Origin of the sequence: Rhizobium sp. R693 (assembly GCF_002211315.1) — a bacterium.
GTDB lineage: Bacteria > Pseudomonadota > Alphaproteobacteria > Rhizobiales > Rhizobiaceae > Rhizobium.
The window spans coordinates 1-23820 of the sequence record NZ_LOKY01000007.1 but is presented as its reverse complement, the minus strand read 5'-3'; the positions used below and the strand labels follow the sequence as shown (position 1 = coordinate 23820).

Annotated in this window: 18 protein-coding genes and 2 pseudogenes; 14 read left to right on the top strand and 6 right to left on the bottom strand. The window is 60.1% G+C overall.

Annotated elements, in window-relative coordinates; translation table 11 throughout:
- Positions 1-7 precede the first annotated feature (7 nt).
- The gene (locus ATY79_RS08330; RefSeq protein ID WP_088703579.1) at positions 8-715 is read left to right on the top strand and encodes a NapC/NirT family cytochrome c; all 708 of its coding nucleotides are present in this window, start codon (positions 8-10) and stop codon (positions 713-715) included.
- A 319-nt stretch (positions 716-1034) separates the two neighbouring features.
- Here ATY79_RS08330 and ATY79_RS08325 read toward each other — a convergent pair whose 3' ends face one another.
- Complete coding sequence (locus tag ATY79_RS08325) at positions 1035-5282, bottom strand: hypothetical protein (RefSeq protein ID WP_245312328.1); 4248 nt, start codon at positions 5280-5282, stop codon at positions 1035-1037.
- Between the two features lie 793 nt (positions 5283-6075).
- On the opposite strand from ATY79_RS08325, the gene ATY79_RS08320 reads away from it, so the two are divergent.
- From ATY79_RS08320 to glf, 3 genes are read left to right on the top strand one after another with little or no spacing between them, the layout of a single operon-like run.
- Complete coding sequence (locus tag ATY79_RS08320) at positions 6076-8130, top strand: hypothetical protein (protein WP_088703454.1); 2055 nt, start codon at positions 6076-6078, stop codon at positions 8128-8130.
- Positions 8131-8160: 30 nt separating this feature from the next.
- Entirely contained in the window at positions 8161-9414 is a 1254-nt protein-coding gene (locus ATY79_RS08315; RefSeq protein WP_088703453.1) for a hypothetical protein, read from the top strand.
- A 45-nt stretch (positions 9415-9459) separates the two neighbouring features.
- Positions 9460-10617: a UDP-galactopyranose mutase gene (gene glf / locus ATY79_RS08310; RefSeq protein ID WP_088703452.1), complete on the top strand. Its 1158-nt coding sequence runs from the start codon at positions 9460-9462 to the stop codon at positions 10615-10617.
- A gap of 345 nt (positions 10618-10962) precedes the next feature.
- Here the strand turns inward: glf and ATY79_RS08305 are convergent, their stop codons facing one another.
- Complete coding sequence (locus tag ATY79_RS08305) at positions 10963-11163, bottom strand: hypothetical protein (protein ID WP_088703451.1); 201 nt, start codon at positions 11161-11163, stop codon at positions 10963-10965.
- A 110-nt stretch (positions 11164-11273) separates the two neighbouring features.
- Between ATY79_RS08305 and ATY79_RS08300 the strand changes: the two are divergent.
- Positions 11274-11558, top strand: a pseudogene (locus ATY79_RS08300) (substrate-binding domain-containing protein); the annotation flags it as partial.
- A gap of 139 nt (positions 11559-11697) precedes the next feature.
- Here ATY79_RS08300 and ATY79_RS08295 read toward each other — a convergent pair.
- Positions 11698-11979, bottom strand: coding sequence for a hypothetical protein (locus ATY79_RS08295; protein WP_088703578.1), 282 nt, complete (start codon positions 11977-11979; stop codon positions 11698-11700).
- Positions 11980-12297: 318 nt separating this feature from the next.
- Between ATY79_RS08295 and ATY79_RS08290 the strand changes: the two genes are divergently transcribed.
- The 9 genes from ATY79_RS08290 (at position 12298) to ATY79_RS08250 (ending at position 20913) form a co-directional block, all read left to right on the top strand.
- On the top strand, positions 12298-12573 hold the full coding sequence (locus tag ATY79_RS08290; RefSeq protein WP_088703450.1) for an acylphosphatase: 276 nt from the start codon (positions 12298-12300) through the stop codon (positions 12571-12573).
- 153 nt (positions 12574-12726) lie between these two features.
- Positions 12727-13377, top strand: coding sequence for a Rieske (2Fe-2S) protein (locus tag ATY79_RS08285; RefSeq protein ID WP_088703449.1), 651 nt, complete (start codon positions 12727-12729; stop codon positions 13375-13377).
- On the top strand, positions 13377-14222 hold the full coding sequence (locus ATY79_RS08280) for an aromatic ring-hydroxylating dioxygenase subunit alpha (RefSeq protein ID WP_088703448.1): 846 nt from the start codon (positions 13377-13379) through the stop codon (positions 14220-14222). Before ATY79_RS08285 ends, ATY79_RS08280 begins: the two co-directional genes overlap by 1 nt.
- Complete coding sequence (locus tag ATY79_RS08275) at positions 14219-14878, top strand: glutathione S-transferase family protein (protein WP_088703447.1); 660 nt, start codon at positions 14219-14221, stop codon at positions 14876-14878. The genes ATY79_RS08280 and ATY79_RS08275 overlap by 4 nt, the downstream gene beginning before the upstream one ends.
- Entirely contained in the window at positions 14879-16258 is a 1380-nt protein-coding gene (locus ATY79_RS08270; protein WP_088703446.1) for an amidohydrolase, read from the top strand.
- A gap of 24 nt (positions 16259-16282) precedes the next feature.
- The gene (locus tag ATY79_RS08265; protein ID WP_088703445.1) at positions 16283-17380 is read left to right on the top strand and encodes a BMP family ABC transporter substrate-binding protein; all 1098 of its coding nucleotides are present in this window, start codon (positions 16283-16285) and stop codon (positions 17378-17380) included.
- Positions 17381-17384: 4 nt separating this feature from the next.
- On the top strand, positions 17385-18905 hold the full coding sequence (locus tag ATY79_RS08260) for an ABC transporter ATP-binding protein (protein WP_088703444.1): 1521 nt from the start codon (positions 17385-17387) through the stop codon (positions 18903-18905).
- Entirely contained in the window at positions 18902-19999 is a 1098-nt protein-coding gene (locus ATY79_RS08255) for an ABC transporter permease (RefSeq protein ID WP_088703443.1), read from the top strand. Before ATY79_RS08260 ends, ATY79_RS08255 begins: the two co-directional genes overlap by 4 nt.
- Entirely contained in the window at positions 19996-20913 is a 918-nt protein-coding gene (locus ATY79_RS08250; RefSeq protein ID WP_088703442.1) for an ABC transporter permease, read from the top strand. Before ATY79_RS08255 ends, ATY79_RS08250 begins: the two co-directional genes overlap by 4 nt.
- Positions 20914-21005: 92 nt before the next feature.
- Here the strand turns inward: ATY79_RS08250 and ATY79_RS08245 are convergent, their stop codons facing one another.
- The 3 genes and pseudogenes from ATY79_RS08245 to ATY79_RS08235 form a co-directional block, all read right to left on the bottom strand.
- A complete protein-coding gene (locus ATY79_RS08245) occupies positions 21006-22637 on the bottom strand; it encodes a DUF1254 domain-containing protein (RefSeq protein ID WP_088703441.1) in 1632 nt (543 codons plus the stop codon).
- A gap of 287 nt (positions 22638-22924) precedes the next feature.
- Positions 22925-23413 carry an ion channel gene (locus ATY79_RS08240; protein ID WP_088703440.1) on the bottom strand — a complete coding sequence of 163 codons (489 nt, stop codon included), beginning with the start codon at positions 23411-23413 and terminating at the stop codon, positions 22925-22927.
- A gap of 93 nt (positions 23414-23506) precedes the next feature.
- A pseudogene (locus ATY79_RS08235) lies at positions 23507-23820 on the bottom strand (hypothetical protein); the annotation flags it as partial.

Below are 23820 nucleotides of genomic sequence, written 5' to 3'. Positions count from 1 at the left end.
CGTCATGATCGGGTGGATCTGGAAAGTCTTGCTCGAGGCGTGGCGGATCATGACCACGCCAGCTGCCACTCTCGGTCTCGGCGTGCTCACGCTCGGCGGGTTCATCGGCGGCGTCATGTTCTGGGGAGCATTCAACACTGCGCTAGAACTTACCAACACGGAGACGTTCTGCGTCTCGTGCCATGAGATGCATGACAACGTCTATCAGGAGCTTTCGCGCACCATCCATTTTTCCAACCGCTCTGGGGTGCGCGCGACCTGTCCCGACTGCCACGTACCGCACCAATGGACGGACAAGATCGCGCGAAAGATGCAGGCGTCAAAGGAAGTCTGGGGCAAGATATTCGGCACGATCAATACGCGGCCGAAGTTCCTGGAGAAGCGTCTGGAACTCGCCCAGCACGAGTGGGCCCGCATGAAGGCCAATGACAGCCTTGAATGCCGCAACTGCCATTCCTCGGTGGCGATGGACTTGCAGAAGCAAACGCAACGTGCAGCGCAAATACACACTCAATATCTTCTGTCCGGTCGAGCGACATGCATAGATTGCCACAAGGGCATCGCCCACGAGCTACCAAACATGGAAGGGATCGATCCTGGCTGGAAAATGCCGAAGGAACTTGAAGGCAACAAAATGGTAAATTCTACACCGATCGACGATCTACAGGACGCAATTGCGAGAGCCCATAATTCCTCGGCTGTGGTCTTTGAGTAACATGGTCAAGATGGGTATTCACGTAGATGCGATTGCACTGACGCTTCGGTAGGCACTCGAAGCGTGGTCGTCGAATACTCCGTGCTGGTGGGAGCTGTTAAACAGCTGCATGGTTAGCGAGGGCAGCCAAGGCAAGGCCGGTCTTGTATGTCGTAGCGCAGCTTGTCCTTCGATCCATGGCGAGACGGCCGAAGAACGGGACCTTACTGCAGCTGCTTTCGCATGCTCCCAGGTGCGGCGCAGGCAATAGAGCCGCAGACAGATGCCAAACGAGATGAGCGGGGCGATCATGACCATGATCGCCCCGCTCCGCCATATCTTAGATAGCGTGGTATGCCGCGATAATCGCTTCCACCTGAGAGGTGTTAAGTGCTGACACCTGCGCCGTGGTGACGGCCAGTAGCTGGTCGCTGGACAGATGCGCGATGTCGTCTGTGGAAAGACCGGGCATTGCGGTCGACTTGATCGCCGCAATATCGGCGGTCGAGAAGGTCGCAATATCATCGGTGGACAAGGCGGCGATCTGTGCCGAGCCGAGCGCAGCGACCTGTCCGGTGGTCAGGGCCTCGGCCTGAGCCGTGCTCAGAGCACCGATCTGAGTGGTCGTCAGCGAACCGACAGACCTGGTGTTCAGCGCGGCGATCTGATCGGTCGACAGGGCTGCGAGATCGTCCGTGCTCAGTACCGACACCTGGGCGCCGGACAGAGCATTGATCTGCGACGAACTCAAGGCACCGATCTGAGCGGTGGTGAGCGCGGCGATCTGGGCGGTCTTCAGTGCGGCAACCTGGGTGGTCTTCAGCGCCGCAGCCTGATCGGTCGACAGGGCTGCGAGGTTGTCAGTCGAGAGCCCCGCAAGCGCAGTGGCTGTGATTGCAGCAACATCGCCCGTCGAGAAGGTGGCGATGTCTGCGGAAGACAGCGCCGCGATCTGTGCCGATCCGAGGGCAGCGACCTGACCGGTGGTCAGGGCCTCAGCCTGGGCCGTGCTCAGCGCACCGATCTGAGTGGTCGTCAGCGAACCGATGGCCTTGGTGTTCAGCGCGGCGACCTGATCAGTCGACAGGGCTGCAAGATCATCCGTGCTCAGGGCCGCGAGCTGCGTGCCGGACAGAGCATTGATCTGCGACGAACTCAGGACGCCGACCTGGGCGGTCGTCAGCGCCGCAACCTGGGCCGTCTTCAGCGCGGCAATCTGCGTGGTCTTCAGCGCTGCAGCCTGATCGGTCGACAGGGCTGCGAGGTTGTCGGTGGAAAGACCTGCCAGGGCAGTCGCGGTGATCGCCGCAATGTCGGCGGTCGAGAAGGTGGCGATGTCTGCGGAAGACAGCGCCGCGATCTGTGCCGATCCGAGGGCAGCCACCTGACCGGTGGTCAGGGCCTCGGCCTGGGCCGTGCTCAGAGCGCCGATCTGAGTGGTCGTCAGCGAACCGACAGACTTGGTGTTCAGCGCGGCGACCTGATCGGTGGAGAGTGCGGCAAGGTCGTCGGTGCTCAGGGCCGCGAGCTGCGTGCCGGACAGAGCACTGATCTGCGACGAGCTCAGGACGCCGACTTGAGCGGTCGTCAGAGCCGCAACCTGGGCCGTCTTCAATGCGGCAATCTGGGTGGTCTTCAATGCTGCAGCCTGATCGGTCGACAGCGCTGCAAGATTGTCGGTGGAAAGGCCCGGCAGGGCAGCCACCGAGATCGCCGCAATATCGGCGGTCGAGAAGGTGGCAATGTCAGCGGTAGACAGAGCGGCGACTTGCGCCTGGGTCAAGGCGGCGACCTGTGTCGAGGTGAGAGCCTCGACCTGAGCGGTGCTCAGGGCGCCGATCTGAGTGGTCGTCAGCGAGGCCAGGGATCTGGTGTTCAGCGCGGTGACCTGGTCTGTCGACAAGGCTGCGAGATCGTCGGTGCTCAGGGCCGCGAGCTGCGTGCCGGACAAGGCACTGATCTGCGACGAGGTCAGGACGCCGACCTGCGCTGTCGTTAGCGCCGCAACCTGGGCCGTCTTCAGTGCGGCAATCTGGGTGGTCTTCAGCGCTGCGGCCTGATCCGTCGACAGGGCTGCGAGATTGTCGGTGGAAAGACCCGCCAGGGCACCAGCCGAGATCGCTGCAATATCGGCCGTCGAGAAGGTGGCGATGTCTGCCGAAGACAGGGCCGCGATCTGGACAGAGCTCAGTGCTCCGACAAGGCCAGAGGTCAGGGCCTCAGCCTGGGCCGTGCTCAGCGCACCGATCTGAGTGGTCGTCAGCGAACCGATGGCCTTGGTGTTCAGCGCGGCGACCTGATCAGTCGACAGGGCTGCAAGATCATCCGTGCTCAGGGCCGCGAGCTGCGTGCCGGACAGAGCATTGATCTGCGACGAACTCAGGACGCCGACCTGGGCGGTCGTCAGCGCCGCAACCTGGGCCGTCTTCAGCGCGGCAATCTGCGTGGTCTTCAGCGCTGCAGCCTGATCGGTCGACAGGGCTGCGAGGTTGTCGGTGGAAAGACCTGCCAGGGCAGTCGCGGTGATCGCCGCAATGTCGGCGGTCGAGAAGGTGGCGATGTCTGCGGAAGACAGCGCCGCGATCTGTGCCGATCCGAGGGCAGCCACCTGACCGGTGGTCAGGGCCTCGGCCTGGGCCGTGCTCAGAGCGCCGATCTGAGTGGTCGTCAGCGAACCGACAGACTTGGTGTTCAGCGCGGCGACCTGATCGGTGGAGAGTGCGGCAAGGTCGTCGGTGCTCAGGGCCGCGAGCTGCGTGCCGGACAGAGCACTGATCTGCGACGAGCTCAGGACGCCGACTTGAGCGGTCGTCAGCGCCGCAACCTGGGCCGTCTTCAGTGCGGCAATCTGCGTGGTCTTCAATGCTGCAGCCTGATCCGTCGACAGGGCTGCGAGATTGCCGGTGGAAAGGCCTGCCAGGGCAGTCGCGGTGATCGCCGCAATATCGGCCGTCGAGAAGGTGGCGATGTCTGCCGAAGACAGCGCCGCGATCTGTGCCGAGCCGAGCGCAGCCACCTGGGCGGTCGACAAGGCTTCAGCCTGGGCCGTGCTCAGAGCACCGATCTGGGCGGTCGTCAGCGAGCCGATGGCCTTGGAACTCAGCGCGGCGACCTGATCGGTGGAGAGTGCGGCAAGATCGTCGGTGCTCAGGGCCGCGAGCTGCGTGCCGGACAGAGCACTGATCTGCGACGAGGTCAGGACGCCGACCTGGGCGGTCGTCAGCGCCGCAACCTGGGCCGTCTTCAGTGCCGCAATCTGGGTGGTCTTCAGCGCTGCGGCCTGATCGGTCGACAGGGCTGCGAGATTGCCGGTGGAAAGGCCTGCCAGGGCAGCAGCGGAGATCGCCGCAATGTCGGCCGTCGAGAAGGTGGCGATGTCTGCCGAAGACAGCGCCGCGATCTGTGCCGATCCGAGGGCAGCCACCTGACCGGAGGTCAGGGCCTCGGCCTGGGCCGTGCTCAGAGCGCCGATCTGAGTGGTCGTCAGCGAGCCGATGGCCTTGGTGTTCAGCGCGGCGACCTGGTCGGTGGAGAGCGCGGCAAGATCATCCGTGCTCAGTGCCGCCACCTGCGTGCCGGACAGAGCATTGATCTGCGACGAGCTCAGGACGCCGACCTGGGCGGTCGTCAGCGCCGCAACCTGGGCCGTCTTCAGCGCGGCAATCTGCGTGGTCTTCAGCGCTGCAGCCTGATCCGTCGACAGGGCTGCGAGGTTGTCGGTAGAAAGACCCGCCAGGGCAGTCGCCGAGATCGACGCAATGTCGGCGGTCGAGAAGGTCGCGATGTCTGCGGAAGACAGCGCCGCGATCTGGACGGAGCTCAGTGCGCCGACAAGGGCAGAGGTCAGGGCCTCGGCCTGAGCCGTGCTCAGGGCACCGATCTGGGTGGTCGTCAACGAGCCGATGGCCTTGGAACTCAGCGCGGCGACCTGATCGGTGGAGAGTGCGGCAAGATCGTCGGTGCTCAGGGCCGCCACCTGCGTGCCGGATAGAGCATTGATCTGCGACGAGCTCAGGACGCCGATCTGCGCAGTCGTCAGAGCCGCTACCTGGGCCGTCTTCAGTGCGGCAATCTGGGTGGTCTTGAGGGCCGCAACCTGATCGGTCGACAGGGCTGCGAGGTTGCCGGTGGAAAGGCCTGCCAGCGCAGCAGCGGAGATCGCAGCAACATCGGCGGTCGAGAAAGTCACAACGTCATCAGTGGACAGGGCCGAGATCTGCGCCGAGGTCATGGCACCGACCTGCGAAGAGGTCAACGCTTCGACTTGGGATGACGTCAACGCGGCAACTTGTGTTGAATTCAGTGCCGCGACCTGAGTCGACGCCAGGCTTTCGATCTTCGAGGTGTCGAGAGCTGCAAGCTGGCTCAGGGTCAAGCCAGCGACCGAGGTGGCCGCAATGGCGCTCATCTGCCCGGTGGAGAAGGCCGCGATATCGTCGGTGCTGAGCGCCGCGATTTGGGCCGAGGAGAGAGCCTTGACCTGAGTGGTCGTCATCACTGCGATGTCGCTGGTGGTCAGCGAGGCGATCGTGATGGTCGAAAGGGACTTGATCTGATTGGCGCTAAGGGAGCTGATGATGGAAGTCATGGACGCGAGCCTTCGAGGTTAATCGTTTGTGGACATCACCGGTGCTGCCGACCACGAGACAAACGCGGCGACCCCTCGTCCGAGGCTCAGCTACGTAATGCGCGTGCCATATGCGGCGCCCGCTCATCTCGACGCGAAAACTTCGATCGCTAAAGCGTCCCGATGAACGGAAATGTCGGATTGAGGACATGGCTCGCGGGAGCCCTAGCGCAGGAAGGCTTCATGCAGACAGGACAAAAGCATCCTGCTTCCTACGCCCACGAATGAGGTCCCCTCCTGAAAGGATTGGTCCATTCATTTTGCCGAAGTCTCACCCAGTTGCGAACTGTGGACTTCTGAGAGAAGAGGTAGCGGCCAAGGTTAAATTTTGAGTTAACGGGCCGAATCCAAGGACAAATTTGTCTCAGACTTGGACAATGCAAATTCTGTTGGATCGAGAAGGTTCAAGCAAAGGCTTGCTTCCGACACGAAGCTAAGCCGCTGACCCGATTTGGCAACATATCGGCGAGATGCAGGCGTCGAAAGTCTTCAGCAGGACCCGAAATGCATGCATTACGTGCCTCTTCGAGAGCCAATAATACAGATAAAACAACTTTGTAGGATCTGAGTCTTCGCGAGACGAAGACTTCCTATGTTCTTTTCGGAAGATCGGCAATGCGAATGATGCCGGTTCCAGACGGAATAGCAGAGGCAAACCGAGCAAACAATGAAAGCACAAGCCCAAAGCAAGCTAACGCGACTATGACGCTTCAAAACATGTTCTCAGTGTCGGCCGCCTGTCATCGGAATTTCTATGAACATCAACACAAATCTTGCCTCAGCGCCTCCTTCGCCACTCCCGGTTCTACTTGAACGCGCACGACAACAGCAACTTTCGGTGACGGGGCTGTTTCAGTGTGCCGAGAGCTTGAATTCCGCCGGACAAAGAGAGCAAGCCGGGGAACTTTACAGGTCTTGGATTGCGTACAACGATTCCAACCCCCTACTGCATCTGGTCTACTTCAATTATTCCGTTACGCTGCGGCAGCTGGGTGATCTGAGCGGCTCGATCAATGCGTTGCGCGCTGCCTTGAAGATCGAGCCGCGATTCGGCCAGGGCCATATCAATCTTGGCCGCGCCCTTGAGGATGCCGGTCTGACCGGACAGGCGATCCAGCAATGGCAGGCCTTTGCGGAGATGACGGCCGAGATCACACCCGAACGCGTTACACATCGCCTGATGATTCTCCAGCATATCGGTCGAGTGCTCGAGAACGCAGGGCTTATGGAAGAGGCGGAAAAGACCCTTTGGCAGGCAATGGAGTTGCGGCCCGATAAGATTGAATCAGGTCAGCATTGGACCTCTTTGCGGCAACGCCAGTGCAAATGGCCGACATTGGTCCCTTCGGAACACGTCTCCGCGCGACAACTCTTGGACGCGTTGTCGCCCCTGACCCTCGCCTGCTATGCCGACGATCCCATTTTCCAGCTTGCCAAGGCCTATCGCTATTGCACGTCGCTTGTCGGTCGGCCCGACTTGACAGGGTTTGCGCGCATTGCCCCTCGTCAAAAATCCAATACCGCGCAACGGTTGCGTATTGGATATGTGTCGTCTGATCTGCGCGACCACGCGGTCGGCTTTGCGCTCAGCGAGGTCTTCGAGACGCACGATAAGAGCACCCTCGAGATCTACGCCTATTATTGTGGTGAAGCGCGTACAGCCGATGCAACACAATCACGCATAGTGAGTGCCGTCGATTGCTGGCGCGATATTTCGATGATCAGCGACAGCGATGCCGCAAGGCAGATCATCGCAGACGAGATCGACATTCTCATTGATGTCAACGGCTACACGAAACATGCACGCACCAAGATCTTTGCTTATCGGCCGGCGCCGGTGATCGTTGCTTTCTGTGGCTATCCCGGCACCATGGGAAGTCCATTCCACCAATACATCATCGCCGACGAGCATATCATCCCGCCTGGCCACGAGATCTATTATTCGGAAAAAGTGCTCCGGATACCTTGCAACCAACCCGTCGACCGCAAGAGGCAAATCGCGCCTCGGCCGGACCGTGCGGAGGTTGGGCTGCCTGAGGGTGCGTTCATTTTTGCCTGCTTCAACGGCATGCAGAAGATCACCGCTGCCTGCTTTGCTCGTTGGATGACTATTCTCTGCGCAACGCCCGGCAGTGTCCTCTGGTTGCTGAGCGGAGGCGAAGATGTCGATCAGCGGCTTAGGCAAGCCGCCGAGCAACAAGGAGTGGCACCGGAACGCCTGATCTTCGCCTCCAAGGCCCCCAATCCGAAGCATCTGGCACGCATCGGGGTGGCCGATCTCTTTCTAGATACCTTTCCTTATGGAGCGCATTCCACGGCAGGCGATGCGGTCACAATGGGATTGCCTGTCCTGACCTTCCCCGGCAATGGCTTCGCATCACGGTTTTGTGCCAGCATCGTCGCTGCGGCGGGTGTGCCGGAACTGATATGCGACGGGCCAGACGACTACGTTGGTAAAGCCATCGCATTTGCGGAGGATCGTGTGGCCCTGAGTGCCGTAAGGCAGTCCTTGGAGCGCCAGCGCGATGCCAGCGTTCTTCGCGACATTCCGGCTCTCGTTCGCCGTCTCGAGCAATTGTATTGGCAAATGCAGGGCGAGTGCGAGCGCGGCGAAACACCCGTGCCCGATCTGAGAAACCTCGACGTCTACTACGAGGTCGGGGTGGAGATCATGAACGAGAACATCGAGTTCGACGATAGCGCCGCCTACCGGCAGCGATATATCGAGAAGCTGGCAAACTGGCACGCCCTTTCCCCTATCCCGTATGACGACCGTCTGTGGACGGCAGAAATTGCTCCTGCGCAATGAGCGCAACCAACTTGAGGAAAAGAGGTTGAAATGGCTCCAGTTATACTTGTCACCTTTGCGGGCAGACAGAAGAGAATGGAAATCCTGACCCGATATATTCACTCAGCCATGGATGCCGGAATCATAGACGAGTGGCATGTCTGGGATTTCACGCGCTCGCAGGAAGATCACGAATGGGTCACGCGTGAATTTGGGCCGGTTCGTTTCATGGGGGCCGACGCCCCGTATCAATCGAAAGGGTCGGTAGCGCCCAATCAGCCGCTTCGCCTCAGCGCAACGATCACCAACGACCTTCACCTTGCAATCATTCCCAATGACGACGGTGAAGACTATTTCGAGGTGGTAGTGGGCGGCTGGAACAATTCGCACTCCGTCCTGCGGAAGCTGCCGCGTAGCGGGCTGAGTAATTTCGATCGCAACGATATTCCTGCCATCTGGAGCAGAGCAACCCCCGGCATTCTGTCACCAGGCACTCCAAACCAGATCGTGCTTAACGTCGATGCGGCGGGTATCCCCTCGCTCCATGTGAATAATGTGTCGATTGGGAGCTGGAGCGACCTGGATATCTCTGCCGGTGCATCGATCATGGTCCGCGGCGGCTGGGGTGCCTCCCTGGAGCTGGGCGACGTGCGGTCGCGGATACACCGCTTCGTGGGGAACCCGAACGAGCAGATGCCCTATTGGCAAGCCTATAACTTCTACGCGACACGGTTACAGTCCTTTTCGGACTCCATATTTTTGAAGTGCGATGACGACATTGTCTACATGGATCTCGAAAAACTCAGTGATTTCATTGAGTTCCGGAGGACAAACCCAAAATATGTGATTGTTTCGGCCAATGTGGTGAACAACGGCGTCTGTGCTCACTGGCAGCAGGTGGCCGGTTCCATTCCCGATCATGTCGGTCATTTTGAGCGACCTGCGGGTGGGTTTGGAGGAAGCCTGTGGCAAAGCGCAGAGCGTGCGAACGAGCTACACGACTACTTCCTGCAAACCAATGGCAAGCATCTGCCTTTGCCGAACAAAGTAATCGAATGGAAGGAGCGCCAATCGATCAACTTTATTGCCTGGCTTGGCAAGGACCTCGTGCATATGGCACTGCCGAAAGGCGATGACGAGCGAGCGCTGACAGTCGATCTGCCGGAACTCCTCAGCCGACCCACTGCGATTTATTCGGATTTCACGGTGAGCCATCTCAGCTTCGGCCCCCAGGAGCAGGGCCTGGCGCTGGATCGTCTGATCGGTGCTTACGACGAACTGATGCGCAGCTCGATCGCTGCGTAACACCTTTTTCTAGTGTTTCTCAATACGAGACTGGAGCGTTCCGGAATGCGTGCAAATGGAAGAATTGGTATCGTTGGCGCAGGACTGTCCGGTGCGGTCATCGGCCGGGAACTTGCGCTGGCCGGCCATCAGGTCGAGATCTTTGATATGCGCGCCCATATCGCAGGAAACTGCCACACAGAGCGCGACAAGGAAACTGGGGTGATGGTCCATGTGTACGGCCCGCATATTTTCCATACGGATGACGGTGAAGTCTGGGACTATGTGAATAAGTTCCAGACCTTTATGCCCTATAAGAACCGCGTGAAGACAACCTCCAAGGGTCAAGTCTATTCATTGCCTGTCAATCTGCACACGATTAATCAGTTCTTCGGGAAAACTTTCCGGCCCGACGATGCCCGTGCCTTCATCGAGACCCAGGCGGACAAAACGATCGAGGACCCGACAACGTTCGAAGAGCAGGCGCTCCGCTTTGTCGGTAACGATCTCTACGAGGCCTTCTTCAAAGGTTATACGCAGAAGCAGTGGGGTTGCTCGCCGACGGAATTGCCGGCGTCCATTCTAAAGCGGCTTCCCGTACGCTTCAATTATGACGACAATTACTTCGCGCATAAGTACCAGGGGATGCCCGAGAATGGTTACACAGAGATGGTTGACCGGATTCTGGACCATCCCAACATCCGCGTGAACCTCAACGCCCGGTTTCATCGTACGCAAAAGGAAGACTTTGCGCATGTGTTTTATTCCGGCTCGCTCGACGGCTATTTCGATCACGAATTCGGCCCATTGGGATATCGGACACTTGATTTTGAACGCTTCGACTATGATGGCGACTATCAAGGCTGCGCGGTCATGAACTTCGGCGACGTGTCTGTACCCTATACGCGCATCACCGAGCACAAGCACTTCTCGCCCTGGGAAGAACATAAGGGTTCCGTCTGTTATCGGGAATTCTCTCGTATCTGCGGCGATGAGGACATCCCCTATTATCCAATCCGGCTCGTCAAAGACAAAGAACAGCTGACCCAGTATGTGCAACGCGCAAGCGCCGAAACATCCATCACCTTTGTGGGACGGCTCGGAACCTATCGCTATCTTGATATGGATGTGACAATTCGCGAAGCGCTCGATACCGCCCGGGTTTACCTCAGCCGAGTGTCAGAAGGCACGCGGATGCCTGTCTTTAATCACTCGCCGATTTAAGGACATCCGCAGACTGTTGATCACCAGACTGCTCGAGGGGCCACCAGACTTCGAGTCGCTGACCTCGTAGGATCGCCGCGATCCTATGGAGTGGTTGCGCATCCTACAAACATCGCGACGCTCAGATCGCGGTTCCCGAGTTTTCCCGGTTGTGATGAAATCGAGATCCTTGCTCGTCAGTTCGCCGAGAGCGTCGAGATCCTCGTCCATGCCATGATAAAGTTCGGCCCAAATATTGATCGTCTACCCGCCGACAATAATAAGCCTAGAAGGGTTTGAATTTCTTCTGCTGTGAGATGCGGTTCGGCATCTTCGCCGCCATCGACAATCATCTCCGGCACTCCCTTAGGAGTGAGCCAAAGCTTTGCCGCCGATAGCAACCATCTTGTAGCCATGAAAAGGAAGTACAGCAAACGCGGAGTTCTCACGGCGCAACTGAGAGGGGCTTACCGAACCATTGTTCAGGCGCGCCTGATCCCGATCGCGACTCTCTTGCTTTTCGAGAGCGCGTTTGCGCGAATCAAGATGGGCAACCTTGTAGCTCATGCCGTTCTTCCTAACTCAATTTTGTTGACAGCAATTCAACAGCCGTTTCAATGTTCCAGATGCAATGCAACATCTGGCCCGTCGCCGCCTGTTGCGATGGATCGGTAGGTCGCGAGTTCCTTAAAGCGCAAGACCGCCACCGCGCAGTATTCGTCTCGTCGGATCTTGATGCGGTGCCGCTGCTCAACGCGGCTCGAACAAGTGGCGTACGCGTTCCCGAAGACCTCGCCATCATTGGTTACGACAATTCGCCGTTCGCTCTCGTTGGGCTAACCAGCGTCGATCAAAACACCGCTCAATTGGTCGCACGGCTGCAGAAACGCTCTTGAGCCGTATCGACGGCCGCGAAGAGGTTCGGCACCTGCCCGCATGTGGAGATGCGCGGCAGCCTCTAGCAGTCAGCCGCACCTGGCGATCGAGCCGGCGATACACTCTCACAAAAAAAGAACGCGCGCTTTTGTGTGGCTCGCTCCGACGCTGCCCCGCGGGGTGCAATTGGCATCCAAGCCCCCCGGTGGCGATGTCGCCGCACGCCTAATGCAGGGTGCTTCCACCGCGCATCCGGTCCTCGAACGAAGCTACGAGCGAGATCCCTTGCTCGAGGAGAATGGCCGCGGCCCTCAACTCCCGTGGCGAGAGATCGCTGACAAGTCCACGGATCGTGTTCGCAAGACAGGTCGAATTGACAGCATAGCGGATGTCACCGATTTCTTGTGCCTGCCCTGCAGTCTCTTCCAGCGCTTCGGCGACCATCGACATGATGCTCGATCGTTCGCGCAGCGTCATTTCATCAAGTGTCTTGCCAGGTTCCTGCATCGAGAGCTCCCAAACGCGCATGGCCGCGAGGCGACCTTCCAGCCGCTACACAATCTTTCTCATTGGCGGGCACTTTAGGCGACGATCGCCTGGCCCCTAAATGGACACCACGGCGCATTGAGACAAGGCATGGCTTCCATGCAGTTGACGCATGTCAAAACCGCGACAACAGGGAGACCGCAGCCATCGATGCCTGAGCACTGCCAAAGCAGGACCCCGTCTTCACGCGAACCCGCGGGCTTTGGACAAGCGCAGACGGGGCTTTTACCAGCTCATTTAGACGCTATGCTGTCATCAAGGCGAAAGCGCGAGACCTTCATGATGGAACAGCATCAAAGCCACCTGCAGGAGCGGATCACGATCCTTGGCGACCTTGAGGCCGCCTCCTTCATTCCCTGGATTCGCCGTCACGCGGCAAAGCTTGGCCTGTCGCAGGCAATATCTCATACCAGTGCGCACCGGATTGAACTGGAGGTTGCCGGGCCAGCAGAATTGATCGATATGATGGAGATCGGGTGCTCGCTTGGGCCGATTGACGTCTGGGTGGAAACGATACTCCGCACGCCAATCATCACCGACGCAAAACAGGGGTAGCGGTTACCGCTCAACTTTCCGCTGCCTTTTATTTAATCAGCGTTGCCAATGCGAAACTATTATGCAAACGTGATGGCAGCCTGCAACATGCCAATGACCCAGCCGTCGCGCGTGGCGCAGGCAAAATATTGATAATGCTAAGAAAGTCTAGTCATGCGATCCGACACGACGGGCATCTGGACGCCAGTCGCCCTTTCCGCGGATTTGCCGCCAGGAACGGTAATGCCGGCACGCACACCAGCCGGACCCATCGCCCTGTGGAGAAGTGCTTCGGGGCGTCCAGCGGCATCTGCAGATCGCTGTCCTCACCGTGGCATGCGCCTGTCGCATGGCTTTGTCCGCGGCGAGGCTCTGTCCTGCATCTATCACGGCTGGAGTTATGCGCAGGCCGGAAACTGTCTGCGTATTCCGGCCCATCCGGGGCTCGTGCCGCCCGAAACGATCCGCGTCGCAACACAACAAGTCCAGGAAGCCGACGGCGTGATCTGGGTGGCCGTTGGAGAACCGACGGACCAACCGCCACGATTTGAAGGCCTCGTTCCCCTGCGTTCGCTGATGGCAAATGCCGGCATTGCCGCCATTGAAGCGGCAGCCGGCGCAAAGAGCGGCGCCGACGGCCTTCTGCGAACATCCGGCAATTCGACGGAGCTGAGACTGCTGCTTGTTGCACAGGAGCAGGATCAGACGCTGATCCACGTACTTTTGAAGGGCGATGCCCCTGTGTCCCAGCGCATCTTTGCGTCACGGATCGCCGAAGCCTTGCGGCGGGCGGCAGAAGACGTCCAGGCAAAAGGGATCGCGTGATGGAACTGGGAGCGATGCGCAACGAGTGGTATCCGGTCGGCCTTTTCAGCCGGCTCAACGAACGTGCATATGAAACCGCTCTGATGGGCGAGCCGATCGAGGTCTCGGTCAATGCGGATGGCAAGGCCACCGTGACATCTCGCAGCGGCCGCGATCTGCCTGTGCGCGTCCGTTATGGACACGTTTGGTCCTCGCTCGGCACTCCCGACAAGGAGCTGTTTGCAATCCCCGAGGCTGACCAGCCGGGTCGGCGGTTTGTCGATGTCGGCGTCGTGCGGGTGCGCTGCTCGCCGCTTCGCGCGGTCGAGAACTTTCTCGACATTGCGCATTTCCCGTTCGTGCACACAGATATTCTTGGCGCCGAGCCACACACGGAGGTTCAGAATTACAAGGTCGAAATCCGGGACGTCGAGGACGAGGTCTGGGCAACGCAGGTGAAGTTCTATCAGCCGCAGGCGGCAAAGTCGGCAAGCGGCGGGATCACGACGGAATACATGTACCGCGTGCCGGCTCCAACCTGCTCCGTGCTCTACAAGACCTGCCCACCCCGCCCCGCAGAGTGGGATGTGATCACCCTTTTCGTGCAGCCGCTGGCTGAGGATCTATGCGATGTGTGGCCATGGATGGCGCTATTCGACGATGTCACCCCAATGACCGATCTGATCCACTTTCAACAGACGATCTTCCTTCAGGACCGGTCGATCCTTGAAAACCAGATCCCGCGACTTCTGCCGCTTGACCCCGGGATGGAGATACCGACGCGCGCCGACCTGACTTCCGTCGCGTATCGACGCTGGCTGAAACGCCACGACTACACCTATGGCGCACAGCTGGTGGCGCAATGAAGCTCTACGATTACATCCTCTCTCCCAGTTGCTACAAAGTGCGGCTGATGGCGGCTCTTACAGGTGTCGAGCTTGATATCAGGCCGGTGGACTTTCACCCCGGCGGCGAGCATCGCGGGCCCGAGCTCCTGACGCTCAACCCGGCCGGCTCGATCCCGATCCTGGAGGACGCAGATCTCCTGCTGACGGAATCGTCGGCCATGCTCGTCTATCTTGCGGCAAAGAGCGCACCGGAATGGCTTGGCGGCTCGACAGCCGACGAAGCCGCCCGAGTGCAGCAGTGGCTTTCCTTTTCACATCGGCTGACTACCAATCTCGGAGGCGCACGCCTGCATGAGATGCTGCACCGTCCCGGCGATATCGCCCTCCTGCAGACACAAGGGACCGCTGCGCTCCGCGAACTGGAGGCCGGACTTGTCGAACAGAACCTGCACGGCAAGTCGTTCCTCGCCTCAGAGCGTCCGACAGTGGCCGATATCGCCTGCTTCCCTTACGTGGCGCTCGCGCCAGACGGTGGCGTCTCTCTCGATCCCTATCCGGCGATCCGCCTCTGGTCGCGCGCCATCCGCGCGCTCGACGCGTTCATCGAGATGCCGGGCATCCACCGGCTGCACGAATTGAAGCCCGAGCCGCAGATCGCTCCGGACGACGAATAGATGGCCGGCTACCTTCTGAAGAACTGCGCAGCGGCGATCGTCGACGAGGGCAAGGGGCCGACGGTCCGGCGCAATGTCGATGTTCTGACGACCGGTCCGGCGATCCAGGCCATCGGTGAAAACCTCGACCGCGGTGAATTGCCTGTTGGGACCGCAGTTCAAGACGCCACCGGCTGGTTCGTCTATCCGGGGCTCGTCAACACGCACCATCACTTCTTCCAGTGCTTCGTACGCAACCGGGCAGATCTCGACTGGACGAAGCTTTCGGTTATCGAGTGGCTCGACCGTATCTATCCGATCTTCTCGCGGCTGAACGAGGATTGCTTTTATCATTCCTCGGTAACGGCGATGGCCGAGATGATCAAGCATGGCTGCACCACGGCCTTCGACCACCAGTATTGTTTCCCGCGACATGCCGGAAAGCGACTGATCGACCGCCAGTTCGAAGCAGCCGACCTCCTGGGCATGCGCTTTCATGCCGGTCGCGGCGGCAACACGCTGCCAAAGTCCGAAGGCTCGACGATCCCGGATGCGATGCTGGAGACGACCGACGAGTTCATCGGTGATTGTGCGCGCCTGATTGACACCTACCACGATGCCAAGCCTTTCAGCATGCGCCAGGTTGTCGTTTCGCCTTGCCAACCCGTCAACTGCTACCGCGAGACATTCGTCCAATCGGTCGCTTTGGCACGCGATCGCGGCGTCCAGATGCACACGCATGTCGGCGAGGGTGAAAGCCCGGTCATCGAAGCCCGCCATGGAATGCGCACGGTCGACTATTGCGCGGAACTCGGCTTTGCCGGATCCGATACCTTCTACGCCCATTGCTGGGAGCTGACGCATGACGAGCTCCGCAAGATGGCGGCAAGCGGGACCGGCGTCTCGCATTGCCCCGAGCCGGTCTACCTCGTTGGCGCCGAAGTGACCGACATCCCCGCCATGTCCGCCTTTGGCCTGCGGGTCGGGCTCGGCTGTGACGGGGCTGCATCAAATGACAACTCGAACCTGATGCATTGCGTCCACTCGGCCTATATGCTCCAGTGCCTGGCTGCCTCGACGCGCCAGCACGCCGTTCCGCCGCCGGTCGATTTCCTTGGCTATGCGACGACAGGCGGGGCAGCCCTGCTCGGCCGTCACGATATCGGTCGACTTGCACCGGGGCTGGCTGCAGACCTTTTTGCGATCGACACAAGGCGCATGGACTATGTCGGCACGCGACACGACCCGTTGAGCCTGATTGCCAAGGTCGGCATCGGCATGCCGACCGATCTGACCATGATCAACGGCCGCATCGTCTGGCAGAAGGGTGAGTTCGTGGGGCTCGATGAAGCTCGGCTGTTTGCCGAGGCTGAAGCCGCTCTCGCCGCTGCGGAATTTTAACACACCAAGAAGGGGAACCAAGACATGACAAGGATCACGCGCAGAACATTGATGCAGGGAGCCGCGGCTGCGGGCCTCGCTGGTGCCTTTGGGGGGCGTGCGGCACTTTCTGCCGACGCACCACTTGGCATTACACTCGTCGTCCCCTCTCCTATCGGTGACGTGGGCTGGGGCCGCGCGCTGCAGGACGGCCTCGAGCCGGTCAAGGCCGCCTATGGCGACAAGGTGAAGGTCAGCGTGCTTGAAAACATCGCCGAAGGCCCTGACGCCGACCGCATCATGAACAAGTCGGTTGCAGACGGGAACAACTTCCTGATCGCCGGCTCCTTCGGCTACCAGAACGGTGCCCTGCAGATCGCCCGCCGCAATCCGAAGGTCAGCGTGCTGCATGCCTCCGGCTTCCAGGTTGCACCGAACTTCTCGCCCTTTGCCGCGAAAAATTTCGAAGGCACCTACCTGCTCGGCATGGCGGCCGCCGCCATCTCCAAGACCGGCAAGCTCGGCTCGGTATCCGCATTTGCAATCCCGGAACTGATCGCCTCGATCAACGCGTTTACGCTCGGCGCTCAGGCGGTCAACCCGAAGGCCGAAGTCTCCGTTGTCTGGGTGAATTCGTGGTTTGATCCGGCCAAGGAACAGGAGGCGGCCAAGGCTCTGATCGCGCAGAGCTGCGACGTGATCTTTTCCAACGCACAGGATACACCATCAGTCGTTTCTGCCTGCGAGGCAGCCGGCGTCTATTCCTGCAACCTCAACTCCTCGATGAAGAAGTACGCGCCGAAATTCTACCTCGGCTGTGCCGCAACCGACTGGTCGCCCTTCTTCAAGGCTTCGGTCGATGCCCATGTCGCTGGCACGTTCAAGGGCGCCAATGCGTTCCTTGGCATGAAGGAGAAAGTCGTTCATATCGCTGACTGGAGCCCGGACGTCCCGGCCGACACGATGACCAAGATCAAGAGCGTCGAAGCCAAGATCGCCGATGGCAGTGGCTCGCCCTTCCAAGGTCCGGTCACCAAGGCCGATGGCAGCGAAGTCGTCGCCTCCGGCGCGACCATGAGCGATGCCGACATCATTGCCATGGACTGGCACGTCAAGGGCGTGACCACGCCGCTGCCGAAGTAAGCTCGTGACCGCTCCGCTCCTGTCGCTCCGCGGCATTTCGAAGTCCTACGGCCAGATCCATGCCAACCAAGGCATCGATCTGGATGTGGCTCCGTGCTCGATCCATGCAATCCTTGGAGAAAACGGGGCGGGCAAATCGACGCTGATGAAACTCGTCTACGGCGTAGAACAGCCAGATGACGGGACCGTCGTCTGGGAAGGAGAAACGCTTGCCCTTGCCTCCCCTGCCGAGGCAAGGCGTCGGGGCATCGGCATGGTGTTTCAGCATTTCTCACTGTTTGAGACCCTGACGGTGGTGGAAAACATCCTGCTCGTGGTGCCCGGCAAGAAGGCTGATCTCATCGGCCGTATCCGTACGCTCGGGCGCGACTTCGGCCTCGAGGTCGATCCGCTTGCTTATGTGCATGCACTCTCGGTCGGCGAGCGGCAGCGGGTGGAGATCATCCGATGCCTGATGACCAATCCGAAGCTCCTGATCCTTGACGAGCCGACCTCCGTCTTGCCGCCGCAGCTGGTCGACAAGCTCTTCGACACCTTGCGACGTCTGCGCGACGGCGGGGTCTCCATCCTCTTCATTTCCCACAAGCTTGAGGAAATCCGGGCGATCTGCGACCGGGCAACCATCCTGCGCGCGGGGCGCGTCACCGGCAATGTCGACCCGCGCGAACACGACGCCCATGATCTCGCCCGCATGATGATCGGCCGCGACATGCCGGAACCGATGCCGGCCGTGCCCCATGCCGGCGGGGAAATGCGGCTTGAGATCGTTGGTCTCGATCACCAGCCGGACGATCCCTTCGGCGTAGCTCTTTCCGGTATAAGTCTCACAGTGCGCGCCGGCGAGATCCTCGGGATCGCGGGCGTTTCGGGCAACGGCCAGAGCGAGCTCGCGGCACTGATTTCCGGCGAGCAGGTGCTTTCGCGCTCGCGCGAGAAGGTCTTCATGATGGGCCAGGATGTCGGCACGCTCGATGCGGCCGCCCGCCGTCGCCTTGGCTTTGCTTTCGTCCCGGAAGATCGCCTCGGACGCGGCGCCGTGCCGGAAATGTCGCTCGTCCTCAACAGCCTGTTGACGGCGCATCCATTGCATCTCTTACGGCATGGGCTGGTCGACAAGGCGCGGGCAACAGGCTTCACCAACGATTGCATCCGCCAATTTGATGTCCGCACGCCCGGCCCCGATGCCGAGGCCGGATCGCTTTCGGGCGGCAACCTGCAAAAATTCATCGTCGGCCGCGAGATCATGTTGAAGCCGAAGCTGCTGTTCGTCGCTCAGCCAACCTGGGGCGTCGACATCGGTGCCGCCTCTGCGATCCGCCGCAGACTGATTAAATTGCGCAACGAGGGCATGGCCATCCTCGTGATTTCCGAGGAGCTCGAAGAGCTTTTCGAACTGAGTGATTCGATCCAGGTGCTCTACCACGGCACCTTGAGCAAGCCGCTTGTCCCACGAGACACGAAGCCAGAGGAGATCGGCCGATATATGATCGGAGCAAAGGCATCACCAGAGAAGGCACTGGCATGAGCGTTTCGTCCGCAGCATTGCTTCCGGCCCTCGTTAGACGCGAGCGCGCCTCGCTCACCGCCACACTTTTGGCGCCCGCAATTGCACTCATCGTCGCCACCGGTCTCAATCTCGGCCTTTATGTGCTGATGGGCCGCGACCCGGTCTCCGTCATCTATGCGATGCTGCTTGAACCGTTCGTGTCCTTCGCCTCCTTTTCGGAAGTGCTCTTGAAGTTCGGACCACTGCTTCTCATCGCCCAAGGGCTTGCGATCGGCTTTCGTGCCAAGGTCTTCAACATCGGTGCTGAGGGTCAGTTTATCCTCGGGGCAATCTTCGCCTCCGCCATCCCGATTTACTTCCCGCAGGCGACAGGCCAGTGGATCTGGCCGGCGATGCTACTGCTTGGCGCACTCGGCGGCGCGCTGTGGGCGTCCCTCACCGCCTTCTGGCGCGTTCGCTTCAACGCCAACGAGATCCTCGTCTCGCTGATGCTGAGCCTGGTCGCGGCACAATTGCTCTATTACCTGCTCCTTGGCCCATGGAAGGATCCGAACGGGTTCAATTTCCCCCAATCCGTCATGTTCCAGTATGACGCCATGGTACCGCTGCTGATCGAGGGTACACGCGTCAACGTCTCGCTGCTCTTGGCGCTTGCGCTCTCGCTTGCCGCCTTTGTCTTCATGCAAAGAAGCTTCATGGGATACAAGCTGCAGGTGGGTGGTCTCGCACCGCGCGCCGCCGGCTACGCCGGTTTCAGCGAAGGCTCAGCGATCTGGCTTTCCCTTCTCATTGGCGGTTTCGCCGCCGGTCTTGCCGGTGCCGCTGAAGTTGCCGGGCCGCTTGGCCAGTTGCAACGCTCGATTTCCACCGGCTATGGCTACGCCGCCATCATAGTTGCCTATCTCGGCGGGCTGCATCCGATCGGCATCGTCTTCTCCGCGCTGATCATGGCCGCGCTCTATATCGGCGGCGACAATGCCATGGTTTCCGCGAGCCTGCCGATCGCCGCAGTCCGCGTCTTCCAGGGCAGTCTGCTCCTCGCCTATCTCATCGCCATCGCCTTCGTGCGCTATCGCCTTGAGTGGCCGCGCGCACACCGGAGCCCATCATGAGCGCCATCGAGTTCATCCTGGCCGGCATGCTCGCAGCCGCGACGCCGTTCCTGCTTGCCGCCCTCGGTGAGCTGGTGGTCGAGCGCGCTGGAGTCTTGAACTTGGGGGTCGAAGGGCTGATGGCCTTCGGCGCCGTTCTCGCCTTCATCATCGTCTATCACGGCGGCGGCCATTTCCTCGGCTTCGTCGCCGCCGGGGCGGGCGGCGCTATCCTGTCACTGATCTTCGCCTTCGTCGCGCTCGGTTTTCGGGCAAACCAGGTGGCGAGCGGTCTTGCCATCGGTATTCTCGGCCAGGGTCTCTCCGCACTTTTCGGCAAGAGCTACGAGGCGCTGACGGTTCCTGGCATTCAAAAGATTGCCATTCCGGGGCTCTCCAAGATCCCGGTCATCGGCGGCCTGTTCGTCCAGGACATCGTCGTGTGGCTGTCACTGGGCGCCACCCTCGCCGTCTGGGCAATGTTTGCCTATACCAAGACCGGTCTTGTCATTCGTGCAGTCGGGGAAAATCCCAAAGCCGCTCACGCCATCGGATATAGGGTGATCGCAGTGCGCGTCGCAACCGTCGCCTTCGGTGGAGCGATGGCCGGTTTTGCCGGCGCCTACGCCGCTGTGGTCTATACGCCACTCTGGGCCGATGGCATGATCGCCGGCCGTGGCTGGATCGCCATCGCCCTCGTCGTCTTCGGTACCTGGCTCACCGGTCGCATCTTCCTCGGCGCCTGCCTCTTTGGCGCCGTTTCCCTGATGGGACTTGCCGCCCAGGCCGTGGGCGTGAACCTGCCTTCGCAACTTCTCGCCAGCCTTCCCTACCTCGTGACGATTGTCGTGCTTGGGGTCATTTCCGCAGACCGTCGCCTACTCAAGCTGAACGGTGTCGCCTCGCTTGGAGAATCCTTCGAACGCACGCCATAACGCAAAGCGCTCGTGCAATATTGCGCATCTTCATGGGATTAGAACTGCGACCCAAGAAATAGCGGCCCTGCTTATTACCAGGGCCGATATTCTCATTTCACGAGTTCGATCTCACTCGGCCGCCATGACTTGTCGAAGAAAGGCTCGAGCGGGCTGTAAAGGCGTAGAATCGTAAACCAGCCCTTCTTCGGGTCGGTCTGAATCCAGTTGCCGCGCGGAACGCCTTGCGGCTGCTCAGGGGCAAACCAGACCGTGATCGAGCCGTCGGCTCCGGCCTCGGCAGCGGGTGAAGGATAATTCTGGCTGCCCGCGCGAGGATAGCGCTGTGACGTGTCGAGCATCGAGCGGGTCATATTGTCGTACACCGTGAACGACCAGAAATTCGCCTCGGGTATACCCTTCGGCAACGTCACCTTGTAGGTCTTGGCACCGTCGAAGTGGTTTTTGTCGGCATCCGTCATCGCCAGCAGATATTGCGAGCCGATGCCCGGCAGCCGCATCGCCATGGCCGGGGTGATACCGGTCACGCCGTAGAAGAAGTTCGTCCGCGCGTCCATGGTCCGAGAACCGGTCGCGGGAAATGGTTTGACGCCCTCGGCCGTGATCTCCGGGATCGGTGTTTCGAACTCGTAGCCAGTTAGGAAGAGAAAATTGAACCAGGACGAGTTCGGATAATAGAACCAGCTCGGATCACGCGGGGACATGAAAAGACTGCGCGAGGTTGCATTGCCCACCGCGAGCGCGTCGCTCATGATCTTCTTCATGCGTTCATCAGGTGCAAAGGGCTTCCCCTTGACGATGCCAATCGCCGCCAGCGGCCCCATCAACTCCGCGTCGAGCGAGGTGGCCGGCTCCCCCTGAACCACCTCGTTCAGCATCTCGAAGTAGCTCCAGTCGTTGGGGGGGATCGTATTCATCACCTTGCCGCTGCCTTCGTGGAAGACAGTGGGCGGTGGCAGGTCGATCTTGCCCAACTTGGCCTTGCCGGCAAGAAACTCGGCGATGGGGGTACCGACACCACCGGGCTCAAACGGGTAGACCTTGGTGAACTTGCGGATTGTCTCCACCACTGGCTTGGGATCGTCATGGTTCTCGAGGAACGATCGGCCGAACCACAGTATCGTGTTGGTCCTGGCCTGGGCGACATAGTATCCGCCCTCCGGCAGCGGCCCGTCGTAATCCGGAGGCACGATCAGGTACTTGCCGCCTTCTCCGCGGTCAGGCCCCGGCCCACCGAGGTCGATAACCCAGCGGAACCAGGCATCCTGCACGACCCCCAGGAACTTGGGCGGAGCCTCCAGCACCACGGGTCCCTTGGACAGGTCGAGATACCCCATGACGTAGATCGTGTCGGCATTGGCCGTCAAAAACAGCGACTTGGCGTCCATCAGTTCGGAAAAGACGAGAACTTCGTTTTCCTTCATGCCGATATCCTGCATGGCATTGCGCAGCGCATGAATGCTGACGCCGCGCATGTTGTCCATGAAGGCGCGGTAGGCATAGGTGAAGTCGAGATTGTCGTAGAGCCTATCTGCGGTGGACTTGCTCGGCACACCGTCCTTGAACTCGAACTTGCCGATATTGGTATCGACGACATTCGGCGTTGCAATGGATTCGGGGATTGGCGGTGCCTCCGCCAAGGCGGCAATTGTTTGCATGGCCAGGAAAGCGCCTGCCGCGAACGGCGGAATCAATGTGGATAGATAGCCGTGAATTGGTCTCATGGTTCTTCCTTTCGTCTCATCACTTCGGGGCAGCAGGGCGTCAACTCGCACGCTGACGACGTCGGACCCGCTGTCGCCAGACCTGCTAACAAGCTGACTGGTTGTCTCTCGATTTCGAGAGGTTTGGCACTTGAAATTGATCGGAACCGACCGTTGGTTAGGCTCGAGATTGCTGGATCGACGTCGCTCGCCGCGTAGAGGCTGCTCCTCATCTCGCAGCAAGGGTATCGATGAAAGCTGGGGTCGCACGCTTACCTTAAGCAGCAGCGGCGAAAGCGAGAACCGCCTCATGGCGCCTTATCCTCCTCCACACGCTCCCGCCGTGCCTGCAGTCTGTCGAACTTGCCGAAGTCGGTCATGATGCTGACCAGGACGCTCCCCGTCCAGCCGAAGGTGAACAAGCCGGACATTGCTATGATCGGCCCAAGCAGACGCCACCGATCCGGGAGAGTGACGTTGCCCTCCCCCAGCGTCGTATAGCTCTCGAGGACGTAATAGTAGCTGTCGCGCATAGAGGGGATGATATCCCTGACATAGAGAGGAACCGCCCAGATCAGAGTTTCTGCGAAGTGCAGGAGCGCCAGCGCGGCGATCGTCACTGACAGCATCAGGTTCAGGCGCCAGTGAGATGTGACGCTGGTGACGTGCGCCCAGGATTTGCTGAACTGAAGGCCGATGCTCCGGATACCCACGCCGTGCACGAAAATGACGACGATCAGAAATACAGTGCCGACGAAGATTTCGAATACCGGGTTCGGGTTCGCTAGATGGTCCAATCTACCTCCTCAGTCCTGTCGCCTCCGGTGGAAGGCTCTTGCAAACCTCCCACCGGACCGAAACGAGCACGGGCATGTCGCTTGGCCCTGGTGCTAGTAGCAAGGCGGATAGGGGTAATATCCGCACGCCGGATGCTGGTAATAGTAAGGACGCTCGGAAGCGACAGCCGCGCCCAGCGCCGCCCCGGCGACGACGCCGGCGCCGTAGTATGCGCCCGGATGCGCATACCAGCCGCCACGCCAGACCGCCGCACGGCCAATACCCCCGACGGCGACGCCACCGTACGGACCGCGGGCCGCAAACCAGTCGATAAACAGTGATGCCGGACCATCGGCTCCGGCGAGATCACCCTCGAGAACGGCGACCTCGAAGGTCAGGTTTCCGCCATCGAGCTTCGGCGTCTTCA